This is a genomic window from Streptomyces sp. M41(2017) (genome assembly GCF_002078175.1).
GTDB lineage: Bacteria > Actinomycetota > Actinomycetes > Streptomycetales > Streptomycetaceae > Streptomyces.
The window spans coordinates 483,863-506,758 of sequence record NZ_MWFK01000001.1 but is presented as its reverse complement, the minus strand read 5'-3'; the positions used below and the strand labels follow the sequence as shown (position 1 = coordinate 506,758).

The 22,896-nt window shown below is 70.6% G+C and carries 25 protein-coding genes; 1 reads left to right on the top strand and 24 read right to left on the bottom strand.

The window, feature by feature from the left end; translation table 11 throughout:
• Nucleotides 1-33: 33 nt before the first annotated feature.
• The 20 genes from B0675_RS02365 to B0675_RS02275 all read right to left on the bottom strand — a co-directional run bounded on the left by B0675_RS02365 (nucleotide 34) and on the right by B0675_RS02275 (nucleotide 19,565).
• Entirely contained in the window at nucleotides 34-2,508 is a 2,475-nt protein-coding gene (locus B0675_RS02365; RefSeq protein ID WP_081217065.1) for a right-handed parallel beta-helix repeat-containing protein, read from the bottom strand.
• Nucleotides 2,509-2,520: 12 nt separating this feature from the next.
• Nucleotides 2,521-3,138, bottom strand: a complete 618-nt coding sequence (locus tag B0675_RS02360) for a hypothetical protein (protein ID WP_081217064.1) — start codon at nucleotides 3,136-3,138, stop codon at nucleotides 2,521-2,523.
• Between the two features lie 11 nt (nucleotides 3,139-3,149).
• Nucleotides 3,150-4,076, bottom strand: a complete 927-nt coding sequence (locus B0675_RS02355; RefSeq protein ID WP_081217063.1) for a hypothetical protein — start codon at nucleotides 4,074-4,076, stop codon at nucleotides 3,150-3,152.
• Nucleotides 4,076-5,233, bottom strand: a complete 1,158-nt coding sequence (locus B0675_RS02350; protein ID WP_081217062.1) for a phage tail protein — start codon at nucleotides 5,231-5,233, stop codon at nucleotides 4,076-4,078. Before B0675_RS02350 ends, B0675_RS02355 begins: the two co-directional genes overlap by 1 nt.
• On the bottom strand, nucleotides 5,233-6,111 hold the full coding sequence (locus tag B0675_RS02345) for a hypothetical protein (protein ID WP_081217061.1): 879 nt from the start codon (nucleotides 6,109-6,111) through the stop codon (nucleotides 5,233-5,235). Before B0675_RS02345 ends, B0675_RS02350 begins: the two co-directional genes overlap by 1 nt.
• A 17-nt stretch (nucleotides 6,112-6,128) precedes the next feature.
• Nucleotides 6,129-10,628 (bottom strand): phage tail tape measure protein, encoded by a 4,500-nt coding sequence (locus B0675_RS02340; RefSeq protein WP_081217060.1) that lies wholly within the window; start codon nucleotides 10,626-10,628, stop codon nucleotides 6,129-6,131.
• Between the two features lie 26 nt (nucleotides 10,629-10,654).
• A complete protein-coding gene (locus B0675_RS02335) occupies nucleotides 10,655-10,897 on the bottom strand; it encodes a hypothetical protein (RefSeq protein ID WP_241539679.1) in 243 nt (80 codons plus the stop codon).
• Between the two features lie 179 nt (nucleotides 10,898-11,076).
• The gene (locus tag B0675_RS02330; RefSeq protein ID WP_081217059.1) at nucleotides 11,077-11,439 is read right to left on the bottom strand and encodes a hypothetical protein; all 363 of its coding nucleotides are present in this window, start codon (nucleotides 11,437-11,439) and stop codon (nucleotides 11,077-11,079) included.
• A gap of 4 nt (nucleotides 11,440-11,443) precedes the next feature.
• Nucleotides 11,444-11,800 (bottom strand): hypothetical protein, encoded by a 357-nt coding sequence (locus tag B0675_RS02325; protein WP_081217058.1) that lies wholly within the window; start codon nucleotides 11,798-11,800, stop codon nucleotides 11,444-11,446.
• A 91-nt stretch (nucleotides 11,801-11,891) separates the two neighbouring features.
• The gene (locus tag B0675_RS02320) at nucleotides 11,892-12,659 is read right to left on the bottom strand and encodes an Ig-like domain-containing protein (protein WP_081217057.1); all 768 of its coding nucleotides are present in this window, start codon (nucleotides 12,657-12,659) and stop codon (nucleotides 11,892-11,894) included.
• Nucleotides 12,660-12,711: 52 nt separating this feature from the next.
• Nucleotides 12,712-13,143, bottom strand: a complete 432-nt coding sequence (locus B0675_RS02315; protein WP_241539678.1) for a hypothetical protein — start codon at nucleotides 13,141-13,143, stop codon at nucleotides 12,712-12,714.
• On the bottom strand, nucleotides 13,131-13,412 hold the full coding sequence (locus B0675_RS02310) for a hypothetical protein (RefSeq protein WP_081217056.1): 282 nt from the start codon (nucleotides 13,410-13,412) through the stop codon (nucleotides 13,131-13,133). The genes B0675_RS02315 and B0675_RS02310 overlap by 13 nt, the downstream gene beginning before the upstream one ends.
• A gap of 10 nt (nucleotides 13,413-13,422) precedes the next feature.
• Nucleotides 13,423-13,770: a hypothetical protein gene (locus B0675_RS02305; protein ID WP_143661051.1), complete on the bottom strand. Its 348-nt coding sequence runs from the start codon at nucleotides 13,768-13,770 to the stop codon at nucleotides 13,423-13,425.
• Nucleotides 13,770-14,330, bottom strand: coding sequence for a mobile element protein (locus tag B0675_RS02300; RefSeq protein ID WP_107482543.1), 561 nt, complete (start codon nucleotides 14,328-14,330; stop codon nucleotides 13,770-13,772). The genes B0675_RS02305 and B0675_RS02300 overlap by 1 nt, the downstream gene beginning before the upstream one ends.
• On the bottom strand, nucleotides 14,320-14,841 hold the full coding sequence (locus tag B0675_RS40355; protein WP_107482542.1) for a hypothetical protein: 522 nt from the start codon (nucleotides 14,839-14,841) through the stop codon (nucleotides 14,320-14,322). The genes B0675_RS02300 and B0675_RS40355 overlap by 11 nt, the downstream gene beginning before the upstream one ends.
• 86 nt (nucleotides 14,842-14,927) lie before the next feature.
• The gene (locus tag B0675_RS02295) at nucleotides 14,928-15,143 is read right to left on the bottom strand and encodes a hypothetical protein (RefSeq protein ID WP_081217054.1); all 216 of its coding nucleotides are present in this window, start codon (nucleotides 15,141-15,143) and stop codon (nucleotides 14,928-14,930) included.
• Nucleotides 15,144-15,158: 15 nt separating this feature from the next.
• Entirely contained in the window at nucleotides 15,159-16,490 is a 1,332-nt protein-coding gene (locus B0675_RS02290) for a phage major capsid protein (RefSeq protein WP_081217053.1), read from the bottom strand.
• Between the two features lie 6 nt (nucleotides 16,491-16,496).
• The gene (locus B0675_RS02285) at nucleotides 16,497-17,393 is read right to left on the bottom strand and encodes an HK97 family phage prohead protease (RefSeq protein WP_179165373.1); all 897 of its coding nucleotides are present in this window, start codon (nucleotides 17,391-17,393) and stop codon (nucleotides 16,497-16,499) included.
• A 13-nt stretch (nucleotides 17,394-17,406) separates the two neighbouring features.
• Nucleotides 17,407-19,344, bottom strand: coding sequence for a phage portal protein (locus B0675_RS02280; RefSeq protein WP_081217051.1), 1,938 nt, complete (start codon nucleotides 19,342-19,344; stop codon nucleotides 17,407-17,409).
• On the bottom strand, nucleotides 19,344-19,565 hold the full coding sequence (locus B0675_RS02275) for a hypothetical protein (protein ID WP_081217050.1): 222 nt from the start codon (nucleotides 19,563-19,565) through the stop codon (nucleotides 19,344-19,346). Before B0675_RS02275 ends, B0675_RS02280 begins: the two co-directional genes overlap by 1 nt.
• Nucleotides 19,566-19,602: 37 nt before the next feature.
• Between B0675_RS02275 and B0675_RS02270 the strand changes: the two genes are divergently transcribed.
• The gene (locus B0675_RS02270; RefSeq protein WP_143661050.1) at nucleotides 19,603-19,845 is read left to right on the top strand and encodes a hypothetical protein; all 243 of its coding nucleotides are present in this window, start codon (nucleotides 19,603-19,605) and stop codon (nucleotides 19,843-19,845) included.
• Here the strand turns inward: B0675_RS02270 and B0675_RS02265 are convergent.
• The 4 genes from B0675_RS02265 to B0675_RS02250 all read right to left on the bottom strand — a co-directional run bounded on the left by B0675_RS02265 (nucleotide 19,842) and on the right by B0675_RS02250 (nucleotide 22,859).
• Complete coding sequence (locus tag B0675_RS02265; protein WP_081217048.1) at nucleotides 19,842-21,632, bottom strand: terminase TerL endonuclease subunit; 1,791 nt, start codon at nucleotides 21,630-21,632, stop codon at nucleotides 19,842-19,844. The two genes, B0675_RS02270 and B0675_RS02265, sit on opposite strands and share 4 nt — an antisense overlap.
• Complete coding sequence (locus B0675_RS02260; RefSeq protein WP_081217047.1) at nucleotides 21,604-22,083, bottom strand: phage terminase small subunit P27 family; 480 nt, start codon at nucleotides 22,081-22,083, stop codon at nucleotides 21,604-21,606. The genes B0675_RS02265 and B0675_RS02260 overlap by 29 nt, the downstream gene beginning before the upstream one ends.
• 108 nt (nucleotides 22,084-22,191) lie before the next feature.
• On the bottom strand, nucleotides 22,192-22,458 hold the full coding sequence (locus B0675_RS02255; protein WP_081217046.1) for a hypothetical protein: 267 nt from the start codon (nucleotides 22,456-22,458) through the stop codon (nucleotides 22,192-22,194).
• A complete protein-coding gene (locus B0675_RS02250) occupies nucleotides 22,455-22,859 on the bottom strand; it encodes an HNH endonuclease (RefSeq protein ID WP_081217045.1) in 405 nt (134 codons plus the stop codon). Before B0675_RS02250 ends, B0675_RS02255 begins: the two co-directional genes overlap by 4 nt.
• Nucleotides 22,860-22,896: the final 37 nt, after the last annotated feature.

Below are 22,896 nucleotides of genomic sequence, written 5' to 3'. Positions count from 1 at the left end.
GGCGCGGGGCAGGGACTGGGTGTGGGGGGTGGGTCAGGTGGCGTAGCCGTACAGCAAGATGCCGCTGCCGGTGCCGAAGGCTCCGGCGGTGAAGCCGGTGCCGGAGACGGTGGGCGGGGTGGAGAGGCCGGAGTCGGTGCCGCCCCAGCCCTGGGCGACCGAGGCGAGGATGTCGGCGACGGAGCCCTCGGAGACGAGGGAGGGCACGGTGGTGGCCTTGATCATGACGCCGATGTAGTGCAGCCCGGTGTACGTGGCGGTGTAGCTGCTGCCCGCTCCGGCCGTGGTCTGCGCGATCGCCACGCTCTTGGCGGTGTTCGCCGCCCACGCGGTCGTCGTCTGGTCGGCCGTTCGGGCGAGCATCTTCTTGCTGCTGTCGTGCAGCGAGAACCACCAGTTCGTCGGCGTCGCGGCGGCGGTGCCGGCCGACACGAACCCGAGGTTGCTGACGACCGCGCCCTTGGGCAGCCAGACCGGCGTCAGGTACAGCGTGCCCGACGTCGGCGTGCTGCTCGTCCCGACGCGGAGCCGGGAGGTCGTCTCGTACCGGCCCGGCGGCCGGAGCGCGTCCTCGACGGACCCGTACCCGGAGTCGAACGGGCTGGTGATCGGGTTCGCGGACGCGTCCACCACGGCGCCCGGGGTGTTTCCGGAGCGGCGCAGCTGGGTGATGGTGTTCGTGATGTTGATGCCCGTGCTGGTGGTGTCCCTGACGCGGACGTTGCGGACGATCGGGCGCACGGTGCTGGTGGAGACCTGCACTCCGAAACCGGTCAGCGCGTAGGCGTCGCAGTCCTCGACGACGACGTCCGTGCCGTCCCAGATGTGGTACCCGTTGGCGGCCGCGGCGGTGACCGAGCAGTGCCGGATCGCCACGTCCGTCGCGGTCGAGGCGAGGGTGGAGCGCGAGTCGACCGTGATGCCGGCGCCCGCGGTCGTGTTGACGTGGACCTGGGAGAGGAGCCCGCGGCGGGTGCCGAGCTGACTGACCGCTGTGGCCCCGCTGTTGTAGGCGTCAACCTTCGAGACGAGGTAGTCCTCGACGTCGATCAGGCGCAGCGCCTGCTGTCCGATCCCGCGCGTGATGATGTTCGAGATGACGACTCCGCCGACGTAGCCGGTGTCCTCGCCCTCGACGCGCACGGCGGCGTCGTAGCTGCCGCCGCCGGTCATGGTGACGTCGTCGATAACGATGCTCGTCAGGGGCTGGCTGCCCGCGATGGACGGCGAGCCCGCACCGGCCGGTGTGCGGTGCGTGGTGCTCGAGGAGTCCAGTGTCCTCATGCGTACGCCCGCGCCGCAGTTGCGGAGCTGCAGGCCGGAGACGATGGTGTCCTGCCACGTGTAGCCGCCGACCGCGAACTGGGTGAGTCCCTCGCACCGGAAGTCCCGCACGCGGATGTCCGTGTGGGGCTTGGACGGGGACGCGGAGTGCGAGCCGAAGCCGCGCGGCCAGGACGTGGTGCCGGACGTGCCGGAGGGGCCGACGCTGCAGCCCTCGACGAGGATGTCCGTGCACGGGGTGTCGTCGTACGGACCGAACCCGCCGAAATACGAAGAGCCCTTGGCCAGGTCGATCTGGAATGCCTCGGAGAACGTCCTGGTGCCGTCGGGGTCGAGGTAGCCGAGCGCGGTCACGTTGATGATCCGGCCGCGCTTGGTCGAGTTCATCTCGATGCCGTGGAAGCCGCAGACGTCCTTGATGGTGGTGTCGCGGATCGTGACGTCCTCGGCGTGCCCGATGCTGATGCACATCGCGGACGTCGGGTAGGAGACAGCCCTCGAGTCCCAGACCCCGCCCTCGATCAGGATGTTGCCCTGCCCGGTGTAGCCGCCGAGGTTCTGCGAGGCGTCGCCGTTGAGGAGCATCGTTCCTGCTCCGGCCCGCCGAATGATCGCCCCATCGCACAGCGTCAGCCTGGTGTTGGCGTAGATGCGCAGCGGCAGGCTGCTGACGTTGTAGACGCCGGGCGGCACGATGACCCAGCCGCCGCCGGCCAGCTTGGCGGCGGTGAGGGCGGCCTGGATGGCGGCGCCGGTGACCGCGGTCGGGACGTGCATGCCGGCCTGGGTCCAGTCGGCGCCGACGTCCAGCGGCTGGCCGCCCACCAGGAGCTCGCCGACGTCGAGCGTGCCGGTGACGTCGAGGTCGCCGGCGACCGTTCCGCCGGCGGTGTCGAGCTTGGAGTTCAGGCCCACCAGCGCGGCGGTCACGGCCTCGCGGCTCGGCTCGTACCAGAGCACCGGGTCGCCGGAGGGGCCGTTGTACTCGTACTCGATCGCCAGCACGTCCGCGGCCTTGAACGCCCGGATCGCGCCCGGGGTGTCGGAGTCCGCGCTGTTCGTGCGGAGCTGCGCGATGGGCGTGGTGCCGTCCATCTCGTACAGCGCGGAGACGAGCGCGCCGGAGCCGGCCACGCGAACGGTGACGGCGTAGTTGGGGACGATGTCGCCGGTCGGTGTAGTCAGGACGGCGGAGGGGTTCCCGCCGAAGGTGTAGAGCGGCATTGCGAGCTCCTCTCAGTCGAGCCAGTAGTCGCCGCTGATGTCCACCCACGGGGTGCCGTCCGTGCCCTGGTACCACCAGAGGATGTCGCCCGGATCGCCGTACGCGGACGCCGTGTTGGCGCCGAGGACCTCGAGGCGGCCCGCGCCGTCGGTGGTGGTGCCGGCCATCGAGCAGGTACCGGCCCACGTCCGCAGCGCGGCCGGGATGAGCTCGGAGGGTACGGAGCCGAGGTTGACGGCGTTGGCGTCCTGCAGGTTCTGGGCGTCGGTCCGCTCGATGCGGCCCTTGAGGTAGACGTGCAGGCCGTCTTTGCGGCGGATCCCCAGCTCCACCGCCCCTTCTTCCAGGCCGGTGTTGAGGGTGATCAGGCTCTGCCACGCCTGCAGCGGCTCGTACACGGTGACCCAGGTGGGCCCGCTGCTTGTCTTGATCCAGGCGGTGCCGTTCGCTGCGATCACCAGGGTCATCGCGGGCGCGGTCGCGTACGTGCTGTCGCGGTCGGCCTGGTTCGCGGCGTGCTGGATGAGGTGCGGGTCCAGGGCCTCGGCGAGCTCGGCGATGTCCGCGGGCACGGTGGGGCTGTCGCCGCCGGCGGGGATGGGCAGTTCTGCGAGACCGATGGTGGCCAAGGTGAGGACTCCTAGCTGGCGGAGAACGAGATGGTGATGTTGCCGCCGGTGACGCCCGCGTAGTCGCTGCTGCCGGAGGCGTAGATGGCCAGTCCCCGGGCGCTGCCGGAGGCCAGGGCGGCCCGCCAGGACGCGGGCAGGGTGGCGGTGCCCTTCGCGCCGACGGACAGCTTGAGGAGCTCCTCGGGGCCGTCGCCGAGGTTGAGCTGACCGCCGGGAGCGCTGGTGTAGTTGTGCAGGTACAGGTGCAGCGGCACCTTCGAGTTCCTGCCGGTGTTCCGCTTCCGGGTGAAGCTGACCGTCATCTTCGAGACGGTCTTCCCGGCGCAGGCGGTCGCGATCTTCGTCCCGTAGAACCACGCCCCCCTGCGATTCCCGCGCCCGGTCCAGTCGCCCTGCGTCGGGACGGAGGCGTACTCGTCGGGCCTCCCCGAGCGCCAGGAGCCGGAGTCGGTGGGCGTGACGACGGTCGTCTTCGGCGGCCGCGTCGGCGTATCGGCCGGCGACGTGTCGGCGCCGCCGATCTGCGCGTACAACTGCCCTACCCCGTTGGGGTCCTTGCGGGTCCACAGCTGGGTGACGGCCTGCCAGCCCGCACCTGGCGCCCCGGTGCCCCACGTGTACGCGGAGATGGCGATCAGGTCCTGCGCCGCGTCCGCAGCGATCTCCTCGACCGTCTTCGCGTCCTTCTCCGCCGGGTCGTCGCCGAGCCGCCACAGCACGACCGGGCGCGCGCCGAGCTGCACGGCCACCACGTCGCCGGCCGATCGATTGCGGTAGGAGTCGGTGCATGGCACGTCGGGGACGAGCGTGCCGAGGAGGTCGAGGTTGACGCGGCCGTCGGCGGTGACGTCTATGACCTTCGCCGTCGCCTGCCGGGGGCCCTTCGCCCGGGCCTGCTGGGCGATTTCCGCGCCGAGCGCTTCGGCCTCGTCCACTACAGCCTCCTCGCCGTCGTCCTGGTGGTGAGTGACATGGAGGCCGCGCCGAGCGTGTACGACAGGGAGTCGACGAGATGCCGCTCCCACACGCCGGGCAGGGTCTCGACCTCGATGACGTCCCCCGGCTCGAGGGCGGGATTGCAGGCGGCGGTAAGCGACAGCGAGTACTGCACGCCCAGGCTGTCGGCCAGTTTGGCGCGGGCGATCTGGGCGGCCTGCGCGAGGCTGGTGACGACCGCGCTGGTGTACCGCTGGACGTGCAGCCGCACGTGCCACAGGCCGAGACGCTGCGGGGCGAGCGGGTCGGTGATGGGGTCGGGTCCCGCGTAGGTGAGGCTGGCCGGGTCGTCGTCCCAGGCGTAGGCCGGCCCGATGACCGCCTCGCCGCTCCCGGCGTCGCCGGTGACGGCCCACACGTTGGCGAGGCCTTCGCTGGTCTGCTGGGCCTGCGGCTCGATGAGCACGCCGCCGGCGCCGCGGCCGATGCGCCAGACGACCTGGTCCGCGAGGGTCGGCACGGGGGCGACGGTGATGATGCCGCGGGCGTCCGCGAACAGTTCGGCGGCCAGGGCCTCGACGATGCCGGTGGAGGTGCCGGACGAGTCGGTGCCGGACGACAGGACGGCCCAGCGGGTGTCCTCGGCGAGGACCTGCGGGACGAGCGTGTCCGGATCGACGCCGGGCCGCCACGCGACGGGAACGCCCGGCAGGGCCTCGCCCACGAGGTCCTCGACCAGGCCGCGGGCGGCGCCCGGGCCGACCGTGCGGGGGGTCGGCAGACCGGCGTCGCGGATCTCGTCCTCGATGCCGGTGAGCTCCACCGCGAGACCAGTCTTGGTGGCTTGCGGGCGGCCGACCGTGTACCGGCCGGCGGGGAACCAGACGGGCTCGGACCTCGGCAGCTGCAGGCCCTGCCACAGGCGGACGTTGGTGGAGACCGGATTGATCCCGGACGCCCCGCCGTCCACATCGGTGAGCGTGGCCGAGCCGGTGTAGCGGGTCTCGTTGGTGCGGCTCGCGTTGACCTGAGCGGCTCCGGCCTGCAGCCCGCACGCCGTCCAGGTGCGGCCGCCGTCGTTGGACCAGTCGGCCCGGTACGGCCGGCGGACCGCACCCCCCAGCGAGGCCAGGGCCGCGGCGCTGATGGGCAGCACTACAGCAACCCCCGCACCGCGAGGGACTGATACGTCGGGTAGCTGGCGGCCACCGCGTCGTAGGTCGCGAACAGCTCGGCGAGCGCGTCGTACGACCAGCCGGGCATCCGCATCCTCTGCCCCTGCGTATCCGGCCGGGCGACCTGCAGCACGGTCGCGGTGAACGTGCGCGAGCCGTCCGGGCCCGCGTCCAGCGACTCGGACGGTTGGCCGAACAGGACGAACATGTCCGGCCGCCGGTAGCCAGGCCGCGTCTGCACGAGCCGTACGCCCGGCTCGGTCAGGAGCGTCCGCACGGTCTCGATCGATCCGCCCGCCGCGTCCAGCGTGATGTCAGAGGAGGCCGCCCCGTACACGTCCTGCGACGCGACAGGGAACGGCGACCCTGCGACCGGCGCCTGATCGATGCGCGACTCCCAGGCGAGCTGCGGCCAGGACGTGACCGTGACCCGGGCCGAAACCCCCGGCTCGTCCAAGGACTTGATCCACACGTCGGCCACCGGAGCGGGCGCGCCGACCTCGATACCGAGGGAGGACTCGGGGCCCCACGTGCCGTCCGCGTACTGCGGGCGGCACGTGTACGTCACCCCGACGCCGAGCGGCGCCTCATGGTCGTACGCCTGCCCCACGCCCTCCACCGCCCAGGCGGTGTCCGCCCCGCGCACGGGCACGCCCGCAGGCGCGCCCGGGTCCTGCCGCGTGATGCGGACTTTGCGGACGTTCGCCGCCCCGGCGAGGGGCGTGCCCGCGGTGTAGTCCACCGCGAGCACGACCCCTGCCCAGGACGCGTCCACGGCCGCCCGGAGCCAGCCGTCCGGACTGGCGACGGTGGCCGGCGGCTCCACCGGAGGCGCATCGGGATCCACGATCATCGGCATCGTGTGTGCCTCCTTCTCTACTTGCCGTTGCGGGCACCCGACCGGAAGCGACGGAATCCCGCGTTGACCCGGGTGTCTGCCCGGTCGTCCACGTACGCCCGCAGCTCCCGGCCGTCCTCGACGACCAGCCGGATCGGCGTCCCCGGGGTGAGGCCCTGAGGACTCGAGGAGGCCGCGCTGTACGACGCGGGGGACACGGACGGGACCGCGGGCACCATGGCGTCCGCCGTCCGGGCCGCGGCCGCCGCGACCTCGGCCGCGGTGTTGTCCAGGCCCACCACCACGCCGCGCGCCGTGTTCGCGCCGACGGGGACCAGGGCCTTGGCCGGGCTGTGGATGCCGAGCTTGTGCTCGATGCCCTTGACCAGCGACGCGCCGAGCTTGTTCATCTCGGCCTGCAGTTCCTTCTCCTGGCTCTGCAGCCCGAGCAGGAACCCCTTGGACGCGTTCGTACCGGCGTCGAACATCGCGTCGGCCATCGTGTTGCCGTAGCTCGTCGACAGCTTGCTACCGGACTTGGCGAGGGCGTTGAGCTGGGCGAGCTGGCCCTTGGACGCGCCGGAGATGAGGTCGATCAGCGGTCCGCCGGGGCCCTGCCCGACGAGCTGACTGATGATGCTCTTGGAGACCCCCTTCTTGGACAGGCCAGCGATCTGCGCCTGGAACTCCTTGGCTTGCGCCTGGCGGGACTTGAGGCCGCCGAGCAGGTCGGAGAACGTGGTGACGTCGCCGACCTGGCCGAGGCCGAAGAAGTCTGCAGCGGACTTCTTCTGGTCGGCGGCCGCGGACTTGGCCGCCTCGAGCTTCGAGTCCACCGAGTCCCGCTGCTTGGCCAGGGCCTGCAGCTTGGTGGAGGCCTTCGCGGTCGAGGCGGCGAGCGCCTTGCTCGCGCCGCCCGCTGCCTTGAGGTCCTTGGTGAGCTCGTTGAACGCCTTCTTGATGTCCGCCGCGCTCGCCGTCAGGACCTTGTGCACCGACGTGAGATCGCCGGGTACCTGCTTGCGAGCCGCCGCCCGGGCCTTGGCCCCGCTGGTGCCCTTCGCGAAGCCGCGCATCGCGCCGAGCTGGGAGGCCATCGCCATCGACGTCGCCGAGTCCCACACGGTGGCCCCGCCCGCGCCCAGGCGCATGAGCTCGGGGCCGTTCTCGCCGACCCAGAACGTCTCACCGGCGCGCGGCCGGCCGCCACCCGCGTAGCCCTTGGGGCTCTTGGACGCGTTGGCCTGCTGAACGCTGGTGATGTTGCCGTACCGGGAGACGATGTACCGGATGGCGGCCGCGACGTTGGCGACTGGGTCGAGGATGCCGCGGCTGCGCAGCGAGCTCGGGACGTACGCGCTCCACGTCCCGGGGATCGTCTGCGCCAGCCCCTGCGAGGGGTGGCCGGCCTTCGCGTTGCTGTCGGTGCGGTTGACCGCGGACGCGTTCCAGCCGGACTCGCGCGTGATGAGCGTGTTCAGGCCGGACAGCCACTGCGCGAGCGTGCCGGGCGGCGGCACACCGGCCGCCAACAGGGCCGCCTTGATGATCGCCGCGTGCTGGCCGGACGGGATCTTCCCGCCGCCGAAGCTGCTGGACGCACCCTTCTTGTCGGCCTCCTTGGCGTAGCCGAACATGGCGTCGATCATCTTGTCGGGGATCTTCGCGATCATGTCGCCGATCCCGGAGCCGAGCCCAGGGATCCTCGACAGGAGCGGATTGACCACCGCGTTGACGCCCGCCCGCGCGGAGCCCGCGAGGGTGTCCTTGAGCCAGCCCGCACCAGACTTGATCTTGTCCCAGGCCTTCGAGCCCCAGCCCGCCGCCGTGGATCCGGCCTTTCCGATCCAGCCGAACAGACCGCCGCCGTCCTTAAACCCGGGCGTGCCCTTCCCGCCGGCCGCAGCCCACTTACGCATGGCCATGACCGCGCCGTGCCCGCCCGCGCCCTTGACCTCCTTGGCCGTCCAGACGTGCTCGTTGCGAGACAGCCAGGCGGGGACGTCGTCGCTCGTCTCGGTGCCCGCGCCGAACACCGGGCCGCCCCGGGCGAACTTGAAGGTGGACAGCTTCGGCGCGCCGAACGCCGAGGCCACCTTGTTCCACATGCCGACGATGCCCTTGTTGTAGACGGTGTTCACCATGAACGACACCGGGGCCTTGGCGATCGCCTTGACCTTGTTCCACGCCAGGGCGATGGCGTCCTTGGCCGTGCCGAACGCCTTGCCGACCTGGCCGACCGCGGCCTTGAGCGCGTTGAACACCGGCTTGATGCCGACGTTGTAGACGGTGGAGATCACCGACTTGATGCCGTTCAGCGCGGGCGTGACGGCGTTGGTCCACAGCCACTTGACCCACCCGGCGGTCGTCTTGATTCCGCCGACGAACCAGCCGAACACGATCTTCACGCCGGACCACAGCAGCTTGAACCCGGCGACGATCCACCCGACGACGGGGGAGATCGCGGCTGTCCACAGCCATCTCGCCCACCCGGCGGTGGTCTTGATGCCGAGCATGAAGTAGCCGAACACGGCCTTCACGCCCGCCCACATGAGCTGGAATCCGGCGACGATCCACCCGATCACGGGTGAGATCACGGTGGTCCAGAACCACACGGCGACCGAGGCCACCGCCCGGAACGCGCCCATGACCAGGCCGAAGTAGATCTGTACGGCGGCCCACCACAGCTTGAACCCGGCGATGATCCAGTTGATCACCGGGGAGATGGCGTTCTTCCAGAGCCAGACCGCGATGGCGCCCAGGGCGTAGAAGATGACGCCCATCACCGTGAGGTAGATCTTGACGGCGGTCCACCAGATCTTGAACGCGGCGACGATGAACCCGATCACGGGCTGGATCACCGAGCTCCACAGCCACACGAACACGGCGCCGATGGCCTTGATGGCGACCATCAGGTCCGCGAACGCAGGCTTGAGGACCTGGTTCCACACGTACATGGCGGCGGTCTGGATGCCAGCCCACGCACCCTGGACGATCTTCCGGAAGGTCTCGCTGCGCTGGTACGCGACGACGAGCGCGGCGCCCAGGGCGAGGATCGCCGTGATCACGAGGATCACGGGGTTCGCTTCCATCACCAGGTTGAACGCCGCCTGCGCGATCGTCGCGCCGCGCTGCACAAGGGTCCACGCGAGGATCGCCCCGCGGTAGACCGCGAACACGGCGGCGACGCCGGCGGTCGCGATCTGCTGGGCCAGGAGCGCGGTGGTGAACCCGACGACGGCGATCCCGATGGGGATGAGCCAGGTGCCCATGTCCCGGAGCCAGTTGACGACCGCCGTCCCGCCCTTCCACAAGCCCTTGAGCGCGGGAAGCAGGAGAGAGGCGGTGGTCGTCGCGAGGGTCTTGAGCGGGGGCAGCAGGACCGTGTTGGCGATCCGTCCGCCGCGCGCGAGGATCGGCAGGACCTGCCCGCCGAGGACGTTGACGAGGGCCTGCTTGAGGCTCCGCTGGAACACCGTGAGCTCGTACGCCGGACCCGAGTGCAGGTCCTTGCCGAGCTGCTTCGCGGCGCCGCCGGTGTCGCCGATCGCCTTGACGGCCTTGGACGGGTCCAGCTTGAACAGGCTCGTGCCGAGCTCCTCGGCCTGGGTGCCGAACAGCCCGACGGCCGCGGCCTCCCTCTTGACCGGGTCCTTGATCGACCGGAGTTTGTCGAGGACGGTCTGCAGGCCGGCGGTCGCGCCCTTGCCGCCCTTGGCGATCTGGCTGGACATCTTCCCCGCGTCCAGTCCGATCGCCTTGTACGCGGCCTGGCTGCCCGCGGACATGTCGATCGACCGGATGCTGAATTCCTTGAGCGCGTCCGCGACGATGTCCGTGTCGCGGGCGCCGCCCTTGAGGCCCTGGGAGAACAGGCCGAGCGCGGTCTTGGAGTCGAGCCCCAGCTTCTTGAGCTGGACCGGGTACTCCTGGAACGTCTCGAGGATGTCCTCCGCGTTCGGGCCCAGCTTCTGGAACCCGACCGTCATCACGTCGAGCGCGGCCTCTGCATTCGGCGCGAGCCCGTTCTTGAGCTGCGCGGACACGGCCTGCGACTGCAGGCTCAGGTCGGTCCCGAACGACGTCGCGAAGTCCGACATCTCCCCGGAGATCACGCGCAGTTGCTTCGTCGCGTTCTTCGGGACGAGGCCGCCCTGCACGGTCGCGCGGACCGACTCGGCCGCCGACTCGATGTCCTCCGTGATGCCTTTCGCGTACAGCTGCCCGGCGACCTTGCCGTACCGCGCCGCGTCCTTGCTCGAGGCGCCGAGCTGGGCCTTGAGCTGGCCGGTGACGTTGGACTGCTCCATCGCCTGCTCGAAGGCGTCAACGAACTGCTCGCCGATCTTGCCCGCGATCTCCGTGACACCGATGGCGGCGAGGGCGCCGGTGAAGGCGTCGCGGAAGCCGCCGCCGGCGTCCTCGCCCGCCTGGTCACCGGCGGCCCCCGCCGGGCCGACGAGCTGGCGGCGCAGCTCGTCGGAGATGCCCCGTACGGAGGGGATGACCTGCAGCGTGGCGTAGCCGACAGACGGCATAGGGCACCCCCGTATTCACTTGTCGGTCAGGTGATCTCCCCGCGTGCCAGCGCGCGGCGCCGGTCGGCAGCCCGCTCGAGCGCGGCCTTGCGTTTGGCGATCCGCTCGGGGGAGTTCTTGCCGCGGCTGCGCCCGGGACCGGGCCGGTCCATCGGCTTGGGCGGCTTGCTCTGCTTGGACGGTTTGATGCCGTCATTCGCGCGCTGCCAGTTCGCGATCCGCAGCTCGTCGATGGTCAGCGCCTGCAGGTGCTCCTGCAGGCCCCACATCCCGTCCGAGTCGCCGAGCGCCAGGCGCAGGCGCGCCCGCGGGGGGAGCTGGCGGATGTAGCCGCCGAGTTCCCGCCACGTCAGCAGCGGCCGGCCGGAGGGATCGCGTGCGAACAGGTCGCCGAGGCGGATCCCGTACGTGTCGCGGAGGTCGGCCTGGATAGCCTCGCCGTGCTCGCTCAGGAGTCGGACGAGGCCGAGGATTCCCCCGAGTCCATACCGCAGTGCGCCTGGTACGCCTTGAACAGCGGCATCAGCTTGTACTGCGGCATGGGCACCTTGCGGAACTCTTCCCACTCGTCGCCCAGCGCCAGGCGCAGGGAGCCCATGACGGCGTTGGCCTCGCCGGAGTCGGCGGCCGCCAGGAGCTCCCAGGAGTCGAGGTCCTGCATGTGCTTGAAGGTGAAGCGCCGGCCGTTCCAGTGGACGCGGAACGGGGTGGACTCGACCTCGGCCTTGACGGCGTCGAGGTTGAAGTCGAACGGCTTGTCGTCCGGCGCCTGGGCGGCCGGGCTCTTGCTGGTCGCGGTTCGGGTGGCCATGGTGCTACTCGCTTTCGGTGCTGTCGGGCTGGGGCTTGAGGACCTGGACGGACTCGGCCATCAGGGTCAGGCGGACGGTGCCGGAGCCGTCGGTGGCGAGGGTGATGTCCATCGGCGCCCGGGCCACGAGCCACGGGAACGGCTTGCCGTCCACGGCGATCTCGCTGCCTCGGACGGTGATGTCCTTCGCCATCTCGGGCTCGGCCGGCTTCTCCGGCTTGGCGGTGGCGCGGCGCTCCTCGAGGAGCGCGGCGGCCACACGGGAGCGCGCGTTGCGCGGCAGGCTCTCGCCGCTCTTGATGATGCCGAGCTGTACGGCCTTGGCCTCGAGCTCGGCATCGGGGAACTGCTGCAGGGGCATGGCGTCGCGGTTCCTTCCGTCGCGGTTCGGGTGGGGTGGTGCACCGGGGCGCGGTCCGAACCGCGACGAACTGCCCGCGCCCCGGCGGCTGTCAGGCGACGGTGACGGCGCAGGTGTCGGACTGTCCCTGGTAGGTGGCCGTGACGGTCGCGGTTCCGGTGGCGATGCCGGTGACGAACCCGGCGGAGACGGTGGCCTTGGTCGGGGCGGAGCTCGTCCAGGTGGCCTCGGCCGTGACGTCCGCGGTGGTGGCGTCCGAGTAGGTGGCGGTGGCCACCAGGGCGCCGATCGCCGCGACCGCCAGGTTCTTCGTCGCCGGGGTGACCTCGATGGTCTCGAGGACCGGGGTGTCCTGACGCTCGAAGAGCCAGCCGTCCGCCGTCGGGTAGATCGTCGCGGCGATGGTGGCCGACTCGAGGTCGGTTTCGTTCTCGCCGTGGTCGCCGTCGAGGGAGCACTCGGCGTACTGGCTCGTGATGAGCCGGCGCACCTTCTCTCCCTCGCGGGTCTCGAATGCGACGAGGACCTGCTCGGGGCGCGGGACCTTGATGCGGGTCGCGGTCGAGCCGGGCCACACCAGCTTCCTGGTGGTGTCGTTGTCCTCGAGCGCGGTGAAGCTCTTCGTCAGCTTGAAGTGCTGACGGCTCGTACGGACGAGCACGCCGCCCCAGGCGAACTTGTCGTCCGTGTCTTCGTCGCGGGTCTCGGGGAATCCCTCGTCGCCGTCGAGCAGTCCGACGAGGTGCCAGTCCCCGCCGAACGGCGTCTCCGCGTCAGCGGGGAGCGTGGCGTTCAGGTTCCAGGACACGTACACGTCGGCGTCGGTCCAGAGATTTGCCTTTGTCGGGTCGCCGGACATGCGGCGCCCTCCTCTCAGATCAGGGTGGTGGGAGCCGCGGTTCAGTGCGGTGTCAGGCCCGTTGGGGCTTGACGTTGGCGAGCACGGTGAACGTGCTCAGGTCGACACCCGACGGGTCGTCGACTGCAGGGAGGGGGCCGGTGCCCGGGCGTACGCCGCGGATGACCGGGCCGGAGTGGACGATGAGCAGGCCCTGGCAGAGCATCGCCAGGTCGTGCGCCTGGTCCGCGTCCGCGTGCCAGACGGTCACCCGCAGCGTTACGCGGCTGTTCGCCATCGAAGAGTGCGGGTTGTCGCTGTCCTTGCGGACCATGACGTACGGCAGCTTGGACAGCTCCGGAGAGCGGTCCGTCGGGACCTTCGTTCCGATCGTCGCCCCCGCCGCGAACTCCTCGGCGCGCCCGGCGAGTGCCGTGCGCAGGACCGCGGCGCCGGCGGACTGCGCGTCGCCGAACACGGTCAGGGTCTTCGTCACCGCTGCCACGCCCTGACCTCGACGCCGGCCGCTCCGGCCGCGCGCGTCAGGATCCCGTCGCGGGCCTGCCACGCCATCGCCCGTACGTCCTGCACCGTGATGGTGGCGGCGCCTCGGTCGGTGGTGTAGCCGCGGACCGTGACGGGCGTCCCGCCGGGCACGGCAGCCCGGACGTGCGTGGCGATCTCGCCCGCCAGGTCGTCGACCACGCGGCGGACTTCCGGGCCCTTGAGGATCTCGCGGACGCCGGCGGTGTCGAGTCGGAAGGACTGCAGCACGGTAGGCCTCCTATCCGGTGACCCGGGTCATGGTGAACTCGATGTGATGCACCGCGCCGGTGAGCGGGTCGGGCCACTCGGCGACCTCGCCCTCGACCTCGAGCGTCATGCCGCGCCACTCGAGACGGTCGAGCGCGGTGATGTCCGGGCGGTCACCCTCGTCGGACTGGACGCGCCAGCCGGTGACAACGGCCGTACGCGTCGAATCCGTCTGCTCGGTCTGGCTGGCAGGCTGGATGTTCAGCCCGCCCACCTCGAGCAGCTGCACCGCGCCCGGTGACCAGTCGGTGATCTGGTTGCCGCCGCGGTCCGTGCGCGTGCCCGCGCGTATGCGGACCAGGCTGTCGTAGAAGAACATCAGACCCACCCCGAGGAGCGGACCTTGTGCCGGTTCACCGCGGCGATCCAGGACTCGGTGGCCCCGGACGCGGCCTGCGCCCCGAAGGTCACCGACTGCCCGCCGACAGCTTTGGACTGAACGCCGACGGGGATGGTGAAGGCGGCCTCCGCCCGTTCGAGTACGGCCTCTTGGATGTCCTCGGGCATCTCGTCCCAGGGCCAGCCGTGCGTGTACGTCACCTGCAGGCAGCGGAGCCGGTCGGGCCAGTACCTGCAGCCGAGGCGGCGCAGGATGCCCGCGTCGGACCAGCTGTAGTCGGTGCCCTCGGTGAGCTCCTGGTCGTCGAGCAGAACCTCCGCCACGGACCTGGTGGGCCACACCGGCAGGAGCAGCGACTCGCGCCCGTTCCCGTCGAGGACCACCACATCGTTCTGCACCAGGTTGACGCGGTGGCCGACCTGCCCGCGGAAACGACGGCTGGCCGCCCGCAGGGCGTACAGCAGCTTGGGGTCGTCCTCGGAACGGCCGAGCTTCACAGCGAGCTCGACCGGATCCGCGAGGAACTCCTCAGCTGCCACTGCCAGCGGCCTTGTTCGCTGCCCCGCGGCGGGCCTTGTTCTCGCCGGCCGCCGCGCGCTTCCGCGCAGGGGAGGCCTTGGCCGGTACGGGCTCCGGTGTCGGGACCGGGGCCGGTACGGGTTCCGGTGTCGGGACGGAGGCCGGCGTCTGCTCGGTGGTCGGGACCGGGCCGTCGCCGACGGGCTGTGCCTCGGTGGGTTCGTCGCCCGGGCCGACGACCGGCGCCGCCGGGTCCGCCACGATCGGGCCGTTGTCGGCCGGCGGCGGCTGTACGGGCTCCGCGACCGTCGCGACCGCCACCGGGTCGGTCGAGACGACGGTGACGACGTCCACGGGCTGTACCGGCTCGATCGTCGATACGGCGTCCGAGACCTCGTACGGGCCATTGCCCAGCTTCGCCGCGTCGGCCTCGGACAGCTTCAGCACGGTGTCGACACCGTTCGCTGTACGGACGCGGTACTTCTTGAGCGGACCGCTCACCGCGGCCACCTCCTCGATGTTGAGGTCCACCGGTACGACGTCGGAGGGCGGGCCGCACGCAGCGTCAGCTGCTCCGCACGGGCACCGCCCTCCGGCGTTGCGGTGGACGAACAGCGTCACGACGACGCGATGACGCCGGCCGCTCGCAGCTTGGCGAGCAGCGCGTTGTGCGCCGTCCGAAGCGTGGCCAGGTCGGTGACGGTCTTGTCGTACTCCGCCTTCGTGGGGTTGGCGCCGGCGGCGGCCGCGGACGTCAGTGCGCCCACGTCCGCCTGCGCGGCGCCCTGCCTGCCCTCGCGGGCGCGGCCCGCGGCGGGATCCAGGTAAGCCATGGGTCATGCCTCCGATCAGGCGGTCAGGTCCATCTCGACGAACGCGGACGGCTGGATGACGCCGAACGCGGCGCGCATCTCGGCGAGGATCGCGACGAGGTTGCGGACGAAAAAGTCCAGATGCGAGTCGGTGACCTGGATGGTGGCCTGCTCGCGGTCCCACAGGATCGCCTTGCGCCAGTCGCCGACGTAGCCGGTGCCCGCCGGGACGGCCTCGGTCTCGATGACCGGGACGCCCCACAGGACCTGGGCCGTGCCGGAGCCGGCCGGGCCGCCGAAGTAGAAGCGGGCCTCGTTGTCCTGCAGGAGGTCCAGCGCCTCGGTGTCCGCCGGGTTGAGCAGGTACGCGTTGGCGACCGAGCGGCCGACGGTGCGGACCTTCGTCTTGGCCTTGCGGGTCGTGGTGAGGAGGTCGGTGTCCCAGGCCTGCGACTGCGTGCCGGAGACGTTGGCGACGCCCTCGAAGTTCTCGCCGGTGCCGTCGCCCGTGACCATCTGGTCCTCGAGCTCCTCCTCGAGGCCGTACATCAGGAACGCGTCGATGAGCGTCCTGATCTGGGCGGCGTCGGAGAGGGAGCGCTTGGTGGCCGGCATCCAGTGCGCGATCGTCTTGACCGCCGCTGTGATCTTCGCCAGGGCCACGCCGGACTCCGGCTTGTAGCCGCCGCCCGCGTTGTTCACGAGCGCGCCCGCGCCGCCCGGGGCGGTCGGTGCCGCCGAGGACGTCGCCTCGGCGACCGGGGCGGCGTTGTTCGTCACGGACGTGACGCGCACGTACTCGACCGTGTCCGAGGTGGTGGTGCCCGGGGTGACGACGTCGCGCAGGCGCAGCGGCCGCTGGAAGACGTCGATGCCGACGGCCAGGCCGCGGTAGTCGTTCTGGACGAGGGAACCGGCCGAGGTGTCGGAGCCACCGGTGACCAGCGACTTGAAGCCGACCATCTCACTCTGGACGCGCTGGTTCTTCGCGAACTGGCCGCCGCTGTTCTTGGCCTGGTCGAGGAGGCCCTTGTACTCCTTGGACTCGGTGAACTGCTCACCGAGGCTCTTCTTGGCGTCGGGCAGGTGGAAGCCGCTGGCGGTCTGCCGGGTGCCGTCCTTGTCCGTCTTGGCGTTCAGGGCGATGTCGTCGCCGAGCTGGGCGAGCGTCGCCTTGAGCTCGTCGTTGCCCTTGCGCTCCTCGATGGCGGCCTTCGCGGCGGTCGCCTTGGACATGTGCTCGCGGAGGTCTGCGGCCTCCTCTGCGGTGAAGTCGCGGTTCGCGTCCTCCGCTGCCTTGGCGATCGCCTGGGCCTTGAGGAGGTGATCCTTCATCTCCTCGGCGAGTTCCTTGATGCTCTGCGGCATGTCTCCTCAATCCGTGTTGATGCCGGCGAGCGCGAGCTCGGCGGCCAGGTGGACGGAGACGACAGCGGGCCTGGCGACGCCCTTGGGCGTTTCGCGGGGAACCGTGTTGGTCTCGCTGCTCTTGCTGGTGTCCTCGGTGGCGTCCTGGGCGGGCGCGGGCTCTGAGGGCTGGGCGGGCGGCTCGTCACCGCTGGCCGCCGCAGAGCCGGGCTGGCCGGACTCATCCGGGGTCGGTTCGTCGTTCTTCGGGGCCTCCGGGCGCCGGGCCTTCGCAGGCTCCGGGCTGGCGGCCGCCAGGACCTCACCGATCGACTCGTACGCCGCGGTGAGGATGTCGTAGTTGCTCTGGGACAGGACGCGTCCGGCCTTGGCTCCGGCGGCGACCTGGGCCGCCTTCGCGGCCAGGAGCTCCGTCTCGCGGTTCACGCCGAGCAGGCACGGGCCGACCTCGTGGAGGTCGACCTGGCGCAGCTCGTAGTAGCCGCCCCAGCGGTGGTTGTCGTCCTTCACCCAGGCGCCGCCCCCGTTGGGCACGTCGTAGGCGAAGCTGAACTGTGTGACCCTGCGGCCCTTGAGCAGGCGGTAGACCTGCTTGGCGGTGGGGTTCTCGTCGTCACCGGAGAGGTCGTCGATCTGGCCGAGGACCTCGAGGCCGTCGGTCGTCTCCTTGGCCTCGACGACGTGGCCGACGTGGGAGAACGGATCGGACCACTGGTGGGACCAGATGACGGGGATGTTGTCGCCCTTGGCCGCCCAGTCCATGAGGGTCTGGGCGAACGCGCCCGGGCGGACGACGTCGCCGTAGCTGTCCTCGTTGTCGAACACCGAGACGAGGGCGCGGAACTGTCCCTCGGCCAGGCCGTCGGCGACGCCCGCCGCCTTCACCTTGACGGTGACTTCCATCGTGCGCACGGCGTCATTCCTCCTTCGCGTAGTCGAGAGAGCAGTTGCAGTTGACGAGCTCCTTGGTCTCGCCCCCGGCGTCGCCCGGCCAGCGCAGGCCGTTGGAGAACACGTCGTCGAGGCTCACGGCCTCGCCGTTCTGCGCCTTGTGGCTGGCGCGCGGGTTGGTGCCGCCGGTGACCCAGATCTTCTGGGTGAGGCCGCTCGCGCCGGCGGCGTCGTGGCCGCCGAACGACCGGGTCTCGGTGGCGGCGGTCTTGGCCCGTGCAGAGGCCGCGGTGCCCCACGCGACCGCGGCCGTCTGCAGGGCCTCCCGCCAGCCGTCGCCGCCTTCCTCCTGCACCGCGGCGACGGCTCCCCGGCCTGACTCCTCGTGCTGCGCCGCGTGTGTCTGTGCGGCGGCGAGGATCCAGGCGAGCATCACGTCCGCAGACCAGTTCTCGGCCTCCGGGTTCCAGACGTCGAGCACGTCCCACGCGCCGACCTGAGCGAGTCGGTAGCCGTGGTGTGCGAGGAGCGCCTGCAGCTGGGCGAGCCGGTCTTCGGATCCGGCGGCCCACAGCGCAAGCAGGTCCGGCATCCCGTCCGCGCCGTCGGCCTTGGCGCCGGCGGCCGTCAGGAGCGCGTTCGCCTGGCGCTCGGTGAACGCGGTCAGCGTCTTCTCGAGCGCGTCCCGCTCGGACGCGAAGGTGCCGATCGTGGAAGGCCTGCCGCTGGCCTTGCTACGCGGCAGGCCGCGCGCTTTTGGGGGAGCGTCCGGGGCGGTGTCCCGGGGGCTGGCGAGGCCGCCCTCGGTGACGTTCATGGGGACGATCAGCTCGTCGCCACCCTCGACGCTCGGCAGGTTGATCCGGGCCCGACCCTCGTTGCGCGTCATGACCGGACCGCCGACCATCGTCGACATGGCGGCGGCCTGCTCCTCGAAGGAGCCGCGCATCTTCTCCGCGATGTTGAACTCGCAGTAGACGTCCTTGTTGTCCGGCAGATCCGGGAGGACCTGAGCGGCGAACTCCTGCTGGATCATCACGGTCCACGGGCCCAGGGTGTCCTGGTACAGGTGGGCGTGCTGCTCCTTGATGTTGGAGTACGTGGCGTGGTCGAGGATCCCGATGAGCGGCGGCGGGATGAAGTACGCCGCGCTGACCTCCTCGCGCGTCAGCTTGCGGGCCTCGATGTACTGCGCCTGCTCGGGGTTGAAGCCGACCTTGTCGTAGGTCATGCCGTCCTCGAGGATCGGCGTCCCGCCTTCCGCACCGCCGCCGTCGGCGAAGCTGCGCCACATCTCGCGGAAGCGCCTCTTGTCTTTTTCCTCCCAGTCCGGCGCGTCGGCCGGCCGGACGAGGACGCCTGTGAGCCGCGCACCGGACTTCCACATCTGGCGCCGCTGCTTGGAGGCCTCGGTCGACTCGAGCAGCAGGTCCCGCAGGGACTCGATGGGTGACTCGCCGTACGTGAGGTCCGTGGGCGAGTACCCGTGGATGTGGATGACCTCGTCCGGCTGGAAGTCCCGGCCGCCGGCGGTCTGGTACTTCTCGGGCCGGATCCAGTTCCCGCCGTACGGACGGATCAACGTGGGCGGCACCGGCAGGATCCGCAGCTGGCCGTTGAGCTTCAGCTTGATCCCGTACCAGTTGTCGTACAGGGCGACGTCTGAGACGAGCCGCTCGATGAACCGGTACGTCGTCATGCCGAGCAGTGGGTTGCCGAGCAGCTGCGCGAGCGGGTGCTGTGTGAGCCGCTCGCGGTCGGTGTCGCTCACGCGGCGGTAGACGTGCACGCCGAGTTGGGCGATGTTCCGGGCCAGGAACGCGATGACCGTTCGGACCTGAGGCTGGGTGCGCCAGATCGTCTCGTACTCCCACGGCGCCGCCCGCAGGGACATCGCCGCGTACGAGGGAAGGACTCCCGCCCCGGTCGTCGAGAGCGCGCCGGAGCTGACCACGAACGCCATCAGCCGCCACCGCCCGCGAGGACCTGGGTGAACTCGACGCGCGCCCGCTCGATGACGACCTCGCCGTCCACCGCCTGGGGAGCGCGGCCGGCCTCGAGGAGCTCCGCGTCGCGGAGGACCAGGAGCGGGCCGCGCTTGGCCCAGAGGATCCCGCGGAACGCCTTGTCGGCGAGGTTGACGACGACTCGTCTGCGTACGGCTGTACGGCGCCACGCGAACACAGCGGCCTCCCAAAAGTCGGGCCGCTACCGTTGCGGCATGAAGATGAGCTACGAGCAGCCGGCCCCCGAGGGCGACCGTTTCGAGCAGGGCGCGTTCGACCGTCAGGTAGGCCAGGACATCCCCGTGCGAGTGGAGGGGCGCGACTCGACGACGGGCCGCCTGCTCAAGGCCGAGGTCGCCGACGACGGTCGCTCCGTTGAGCTCACGCTGGATGTGGATATCGATCTGCCGACAGGAAGCCGCGGGCAGCAAAGCGGCGCTGCGTTCGGCTTCCGCTAAACGACCATGATTTCGTCTTCGTCCGCGTACCGGCTTTTGCGGCGCGGGGGCCTGGCGAGGACCTCGGACATGGCGGTGAGCAGCGCGGACACGCCGTCGATCTTGTCGCCGCTGTTCTTCTTGTCGGGCTTGACGTTGCCCGCCGGGTCCATGGCGACGGCCATGTTGTCGACGCACCACCGGACGACGGGGTTACCGCCGTGGCGCAGCACGGTCTTCTCCGGGGTGCCGCGCTTGATCAGCCGCTGCGTCTCTTTGAGGACCGGGCTCATGGTCTGGAAGCCCTGCCGCACCTTGACCATGGGCGCGCGCTCGGAGACCAGGTCGTTGGTCAACTGGCTGGCGTTCCACGGGTCGTAGCCGATAGACCGGACGCGGAAGACGTCGCGGTCCTTCTTGATCTGGTCTTTGATCCAGTCGTAGTCGGCGACGTTGCCGGGGGTCTTGGTCAGCCACCCTTCTTTGACCCAGCGGCTGGCGGCCTTGGCGGTCCGCTTGTCCAGGGCCGGGAGGTTGTCCTCCGGGGTCCAGAACCGCCAGACGGCGTCGAGCGTGCCGTCCTCGTCGTTCGGGAACAGCCACGCGAGCGCGCACAGGTCGGACGTCGCGGCGAGGTCCAGGCCGCCCCAGGTCTCCCGGCCGTGCAGTGCGGTCTCGTCGACCAGGCCGGCGTTGCGGTCCCAGTCCTCGATCTTCAGGTACTTGCCGTCCGGCCGGGTGCGGATACCGAGGTTCAGCCGCAGGTAGGAGGCCAGCTCGGTCGGCGAGGATTCCGCCTTGCGCGAGGCCTTCACCAGGAAGGCCCGGGTGGGGGAGACGCCGAACCCGGGGTTCGCTGCACGCCAGGTCTCCTCGGCGTGCGGGTCCGCGCCCTCGGGCGCCGCGAAGATGACGCCGTAGACGGACGGGTCGTGCAGGACTCCGCGCGCCAGCTGCTCGATGCGCCGGCGCTTGTTGTCGTACGGGGTCTCTCGGCGGCCGGTGTCGGCGGTGGTGATGACCACGCCGAGCGGCTGACGGCGGGAGCCGGTGCCGGTCTCGAGGGTCTCGAGCATGTCCGGCGTCTTGTGGATGTGGAGCTCGTCGCAGATGTAGCAGTGCAGGTTCGCGCCGTGCTGGGCGTCGGCGACGTTCGAGATGACCTGGAAGTAGGAGCCGCTCTTGGGGTGGACGATCTTGTCTCTGAGCGGCTTGACGTGGCCCTTGAGCGCGGGTGCCTTGTCGCAGAGCTGGCGGATCGGGTCGAAGACGAATCGCGCCTGATCCTTCGTGGTGGCCGCGGCGAGGACCTCGGCGCCCGGCTCGTCGTCCGCGCACGTCATGTAGATCGCGATGCCGCCGCACAGCGTGCTCTTGCCGTTCTTGCGCGGGACGTCTACGTACAGCTCGGAGATGATCCGGACGTAGCTGTCGGCGTCGTCGTCCCACTGCACCCACCCGAAGACCGGGGCGATCACGTAAGCGACCTGCCACGGGTCCGGCTTCAGCGGCTGGCCTGCCCACTGGCCCTTGGTGTGCCGGAGCTTGGAGAACGCGGTGATGACCTTGTCGACGCGTGCTGGGTCGAACAGCGCGCCCGGCTCGTCGCGCGGCTCGGGCGTCTTGTGCAGCGGCGGGCAGTCCGGCAGCGGGATCCCGCGCGAGGCCAGGTACCAGCCGACCTCGGGCGAGAGCTTCAGCCGGTTCAGGGTCTCCTGGTCCGGCACCTCCACCGTGTCGGTGCGCGGCGCGGCCTTCGCACGGCCGGGCTTTCGCGAGCTACGCGAAGGGGTTGTCGTCCTCGCCATCGTCGGCCCCTCTCGCGAGGGCCTGCTCACTGCTGGGCGTCAGGCCGAACTGGCTGGCGTACGCCCGCAGCTCGCGGCCGGCGGACCGGGCGATCGCCACCGCCGGGTGCGGGACGGTGCGCGTCGTCTCGCTCCCGGATGCGCTGACGGTGGTGACCTCGGCGGTGATGCCCTCCTGCGTGACCATGCGGGTCGCGGTGACGAACTGCGACCAGGTCTCGCAGTAGGCGGCGAGGGTGGCGCGGTCCTCTTCCTTGAGGAGGTCCAGGCGCTGCAGGCCGGGGGCCACGCGGCGCCATTCGGCCTTGGCCTCGACGCTCATCCAGGTCGGCGGGTTCGGGGCGATGCGGCGGAAGGCCGGCCCGGGGTTGACCTTGCGGCCGCCGGAGTCGGTGCCGTTGCCGCGGCCGCCGATGAGCTTGAGGGGGGCGGGCTGCGGGGTTCGTCCCACCGGCGATCACCTCCCTCAGTCACGCTGGGTGACGGCCTGGGAGCCCATCGCCCGAAATTTATTCTGAGACGGCGTGTTCCGAGTTGACCGCGCCGGGCCCCGTGGGAATCATCCTGGTGATTTTGACTCCCCTACCCCCTCCGAGGGCGTCTCCTCGGCCCAAAAGACCGTCGCGCGGCCGTCGTTCTCGGGATCCAGGTGCTCCACAGACGTGGCGGCGACCAGGCCGGTGCGCGGGTCGTCGGCCAGGACGCGGCCGGAGGGGAACGCGACGCCATGAAGGTCGGGCCGCCCGGGGCGGCGGCTGACGAAGCGGCGGGCGTGCTGCACTGCCTCACGGGGGCGATAGTCGTCGTAGTCGGATGAGAGGGTCATGGGGTCCTCCGTCGTCGCGCGTTGGCGCGCGTGGTCTCGCGCTTGCTCTTGGCGTCGTGGCACGACGTGCAGGCCAAGCCGAGGTTGTCGAGGGAGCGGCGTGCTCCGCCCTCGCTGATGGGGATGACGTGGTCGAGCTCGTGGGGATGGGTCGAGCGGTCGTCCTCGTCGTACAGCTCAGGGTCGGGGGCCTCGGCTCCGCAGATGTAGCAGCAGCCGTTGTCCCGCTTGGTGACCCTGCGCTTGAGTGTGCGCCACTCGCCTGAGCTGATGCCGTAGCGCTCGGCCTTGTTGTCTCGTCCTGTCCAGGGGATGCGCTGGTGCTCGTCGCAGCGTGATCCCTTGGTCGCGATCTCATGGCACTCGGGATCGGTGCAGCGTGATGGTGGGGCGTACGGCATGGTGTGCTCTCCTCGTCGAGCAGGGGATGCCCCCGGG

Coding starts and splice junctions, on each gene's coding strand:
- B0675_RS02365 (WP_081217065.1), bottom strand. CDS start 2,508: ATGCCGCTCTACACCTTCGGCGGGAACCCCTCCGCCGTCCTGACTACA.
- B0675_RS02345 (WP_081217061.1), bottom strand. CDS start 6,111: ATGCCGATGATCGTGGATCCCGATGCGCCTCCGGTGGAGCCGCCGGCC.
- B0675_RS02340 (WP_081217060.1), bottom strand. CDS start 10,628: ATGCCGTCTGTCGGCTACGCCACGCTGCAGGTCATCCCCTCCGTACGG.
- B0675_RS02335 (WP_241539679.1), bottom strand. CDS start 10,897: ATGTGGGGCCTGCAGGAGCACCTGCAGGCGCTGACCATCGACGAGCTG.
- B0675_RS02330 (WP_081217059.1), bottom strand. CDS start 11,439: ATGGCCACCCGAACCGCGACCAGCAAGAGCCCGGCCGCCCAGGCGCCG.
- B0675_RS02325 (WP_081217058.1), bottom strand. CDS start 11,800: ATGCCCCTGCAGCAGTTCCCCGATGCCGAGCTCGAGGCCAAGGCCGTA.
- B0675_RS02320 (WP_081217057.1), bottom strand. CDS start 12,659: ATGTCCGGCGACCCGACAAAGGCAAATCTCTGGACCGACGCCGACGTG.
- B0675_RS02305 (WP_143661051.1), bottom strand. CDS start 13,770: ATGTTCTTCTACGACAGCCTGGTCCGCATACGCGCGGGCACGCGCACG.
- B0675_RS02295 (WP_081217054.1), bottom strand. CDS start 15,143: ATGGCTTACCTGGATCCCGCCGCGGGCCGCGCCCGCGAGGGCAGGCAG.
- B0675_RS02290 (WP_081217053.1), bottom strand. CDS start 16,490: ATGCCGCAGAGCATCAAGGAACTCGCCGAGGAGATGAAGGATCACCTC.
- B0675_RS02285 (WP_179165373.1), bottom strand. CDS start 17,393: ATGGAAGTCACCGTCAAGGTGAAGGCGGCGGGCGTCGCCGACGGCCTG.
- B0675_RS02280 (WP_081217051.1), bottom strand. CDS start 19,344: ATGGCGTTCGTGGTCAGCTCCGGCGCGCTCTCGACGACCGGGGCGGGA.
- B0675_RS02270 (WP_143661050.1), top strand. CDS start 19,603: ATGAAGATGAGCTACGAGCAGCCGGCCCCCGAGGGCGACCGTTTCGAG.
- B0675_RS02265 (WP_081217048.1), bottom strand. CDS start 21,632: ATGGCGAGGACGACAACCCCTTCGCGTAGCTCGCGAAAGCCCGGCCGT.
- B0675_RS02255 (WP_081217046.1), bottom strand. CDS start 22,458: ATGACCCTCTCATCCGACTACGACGACTATCGCCCCCGTGAGGCAGTG.
- B0675_RS02250 (WP_081217045.1), bottom strand. CDS start 22,859: ATGCCGTACGCCCCACCATCACGCTGCACCGATCCCGAGTGCCATGAG.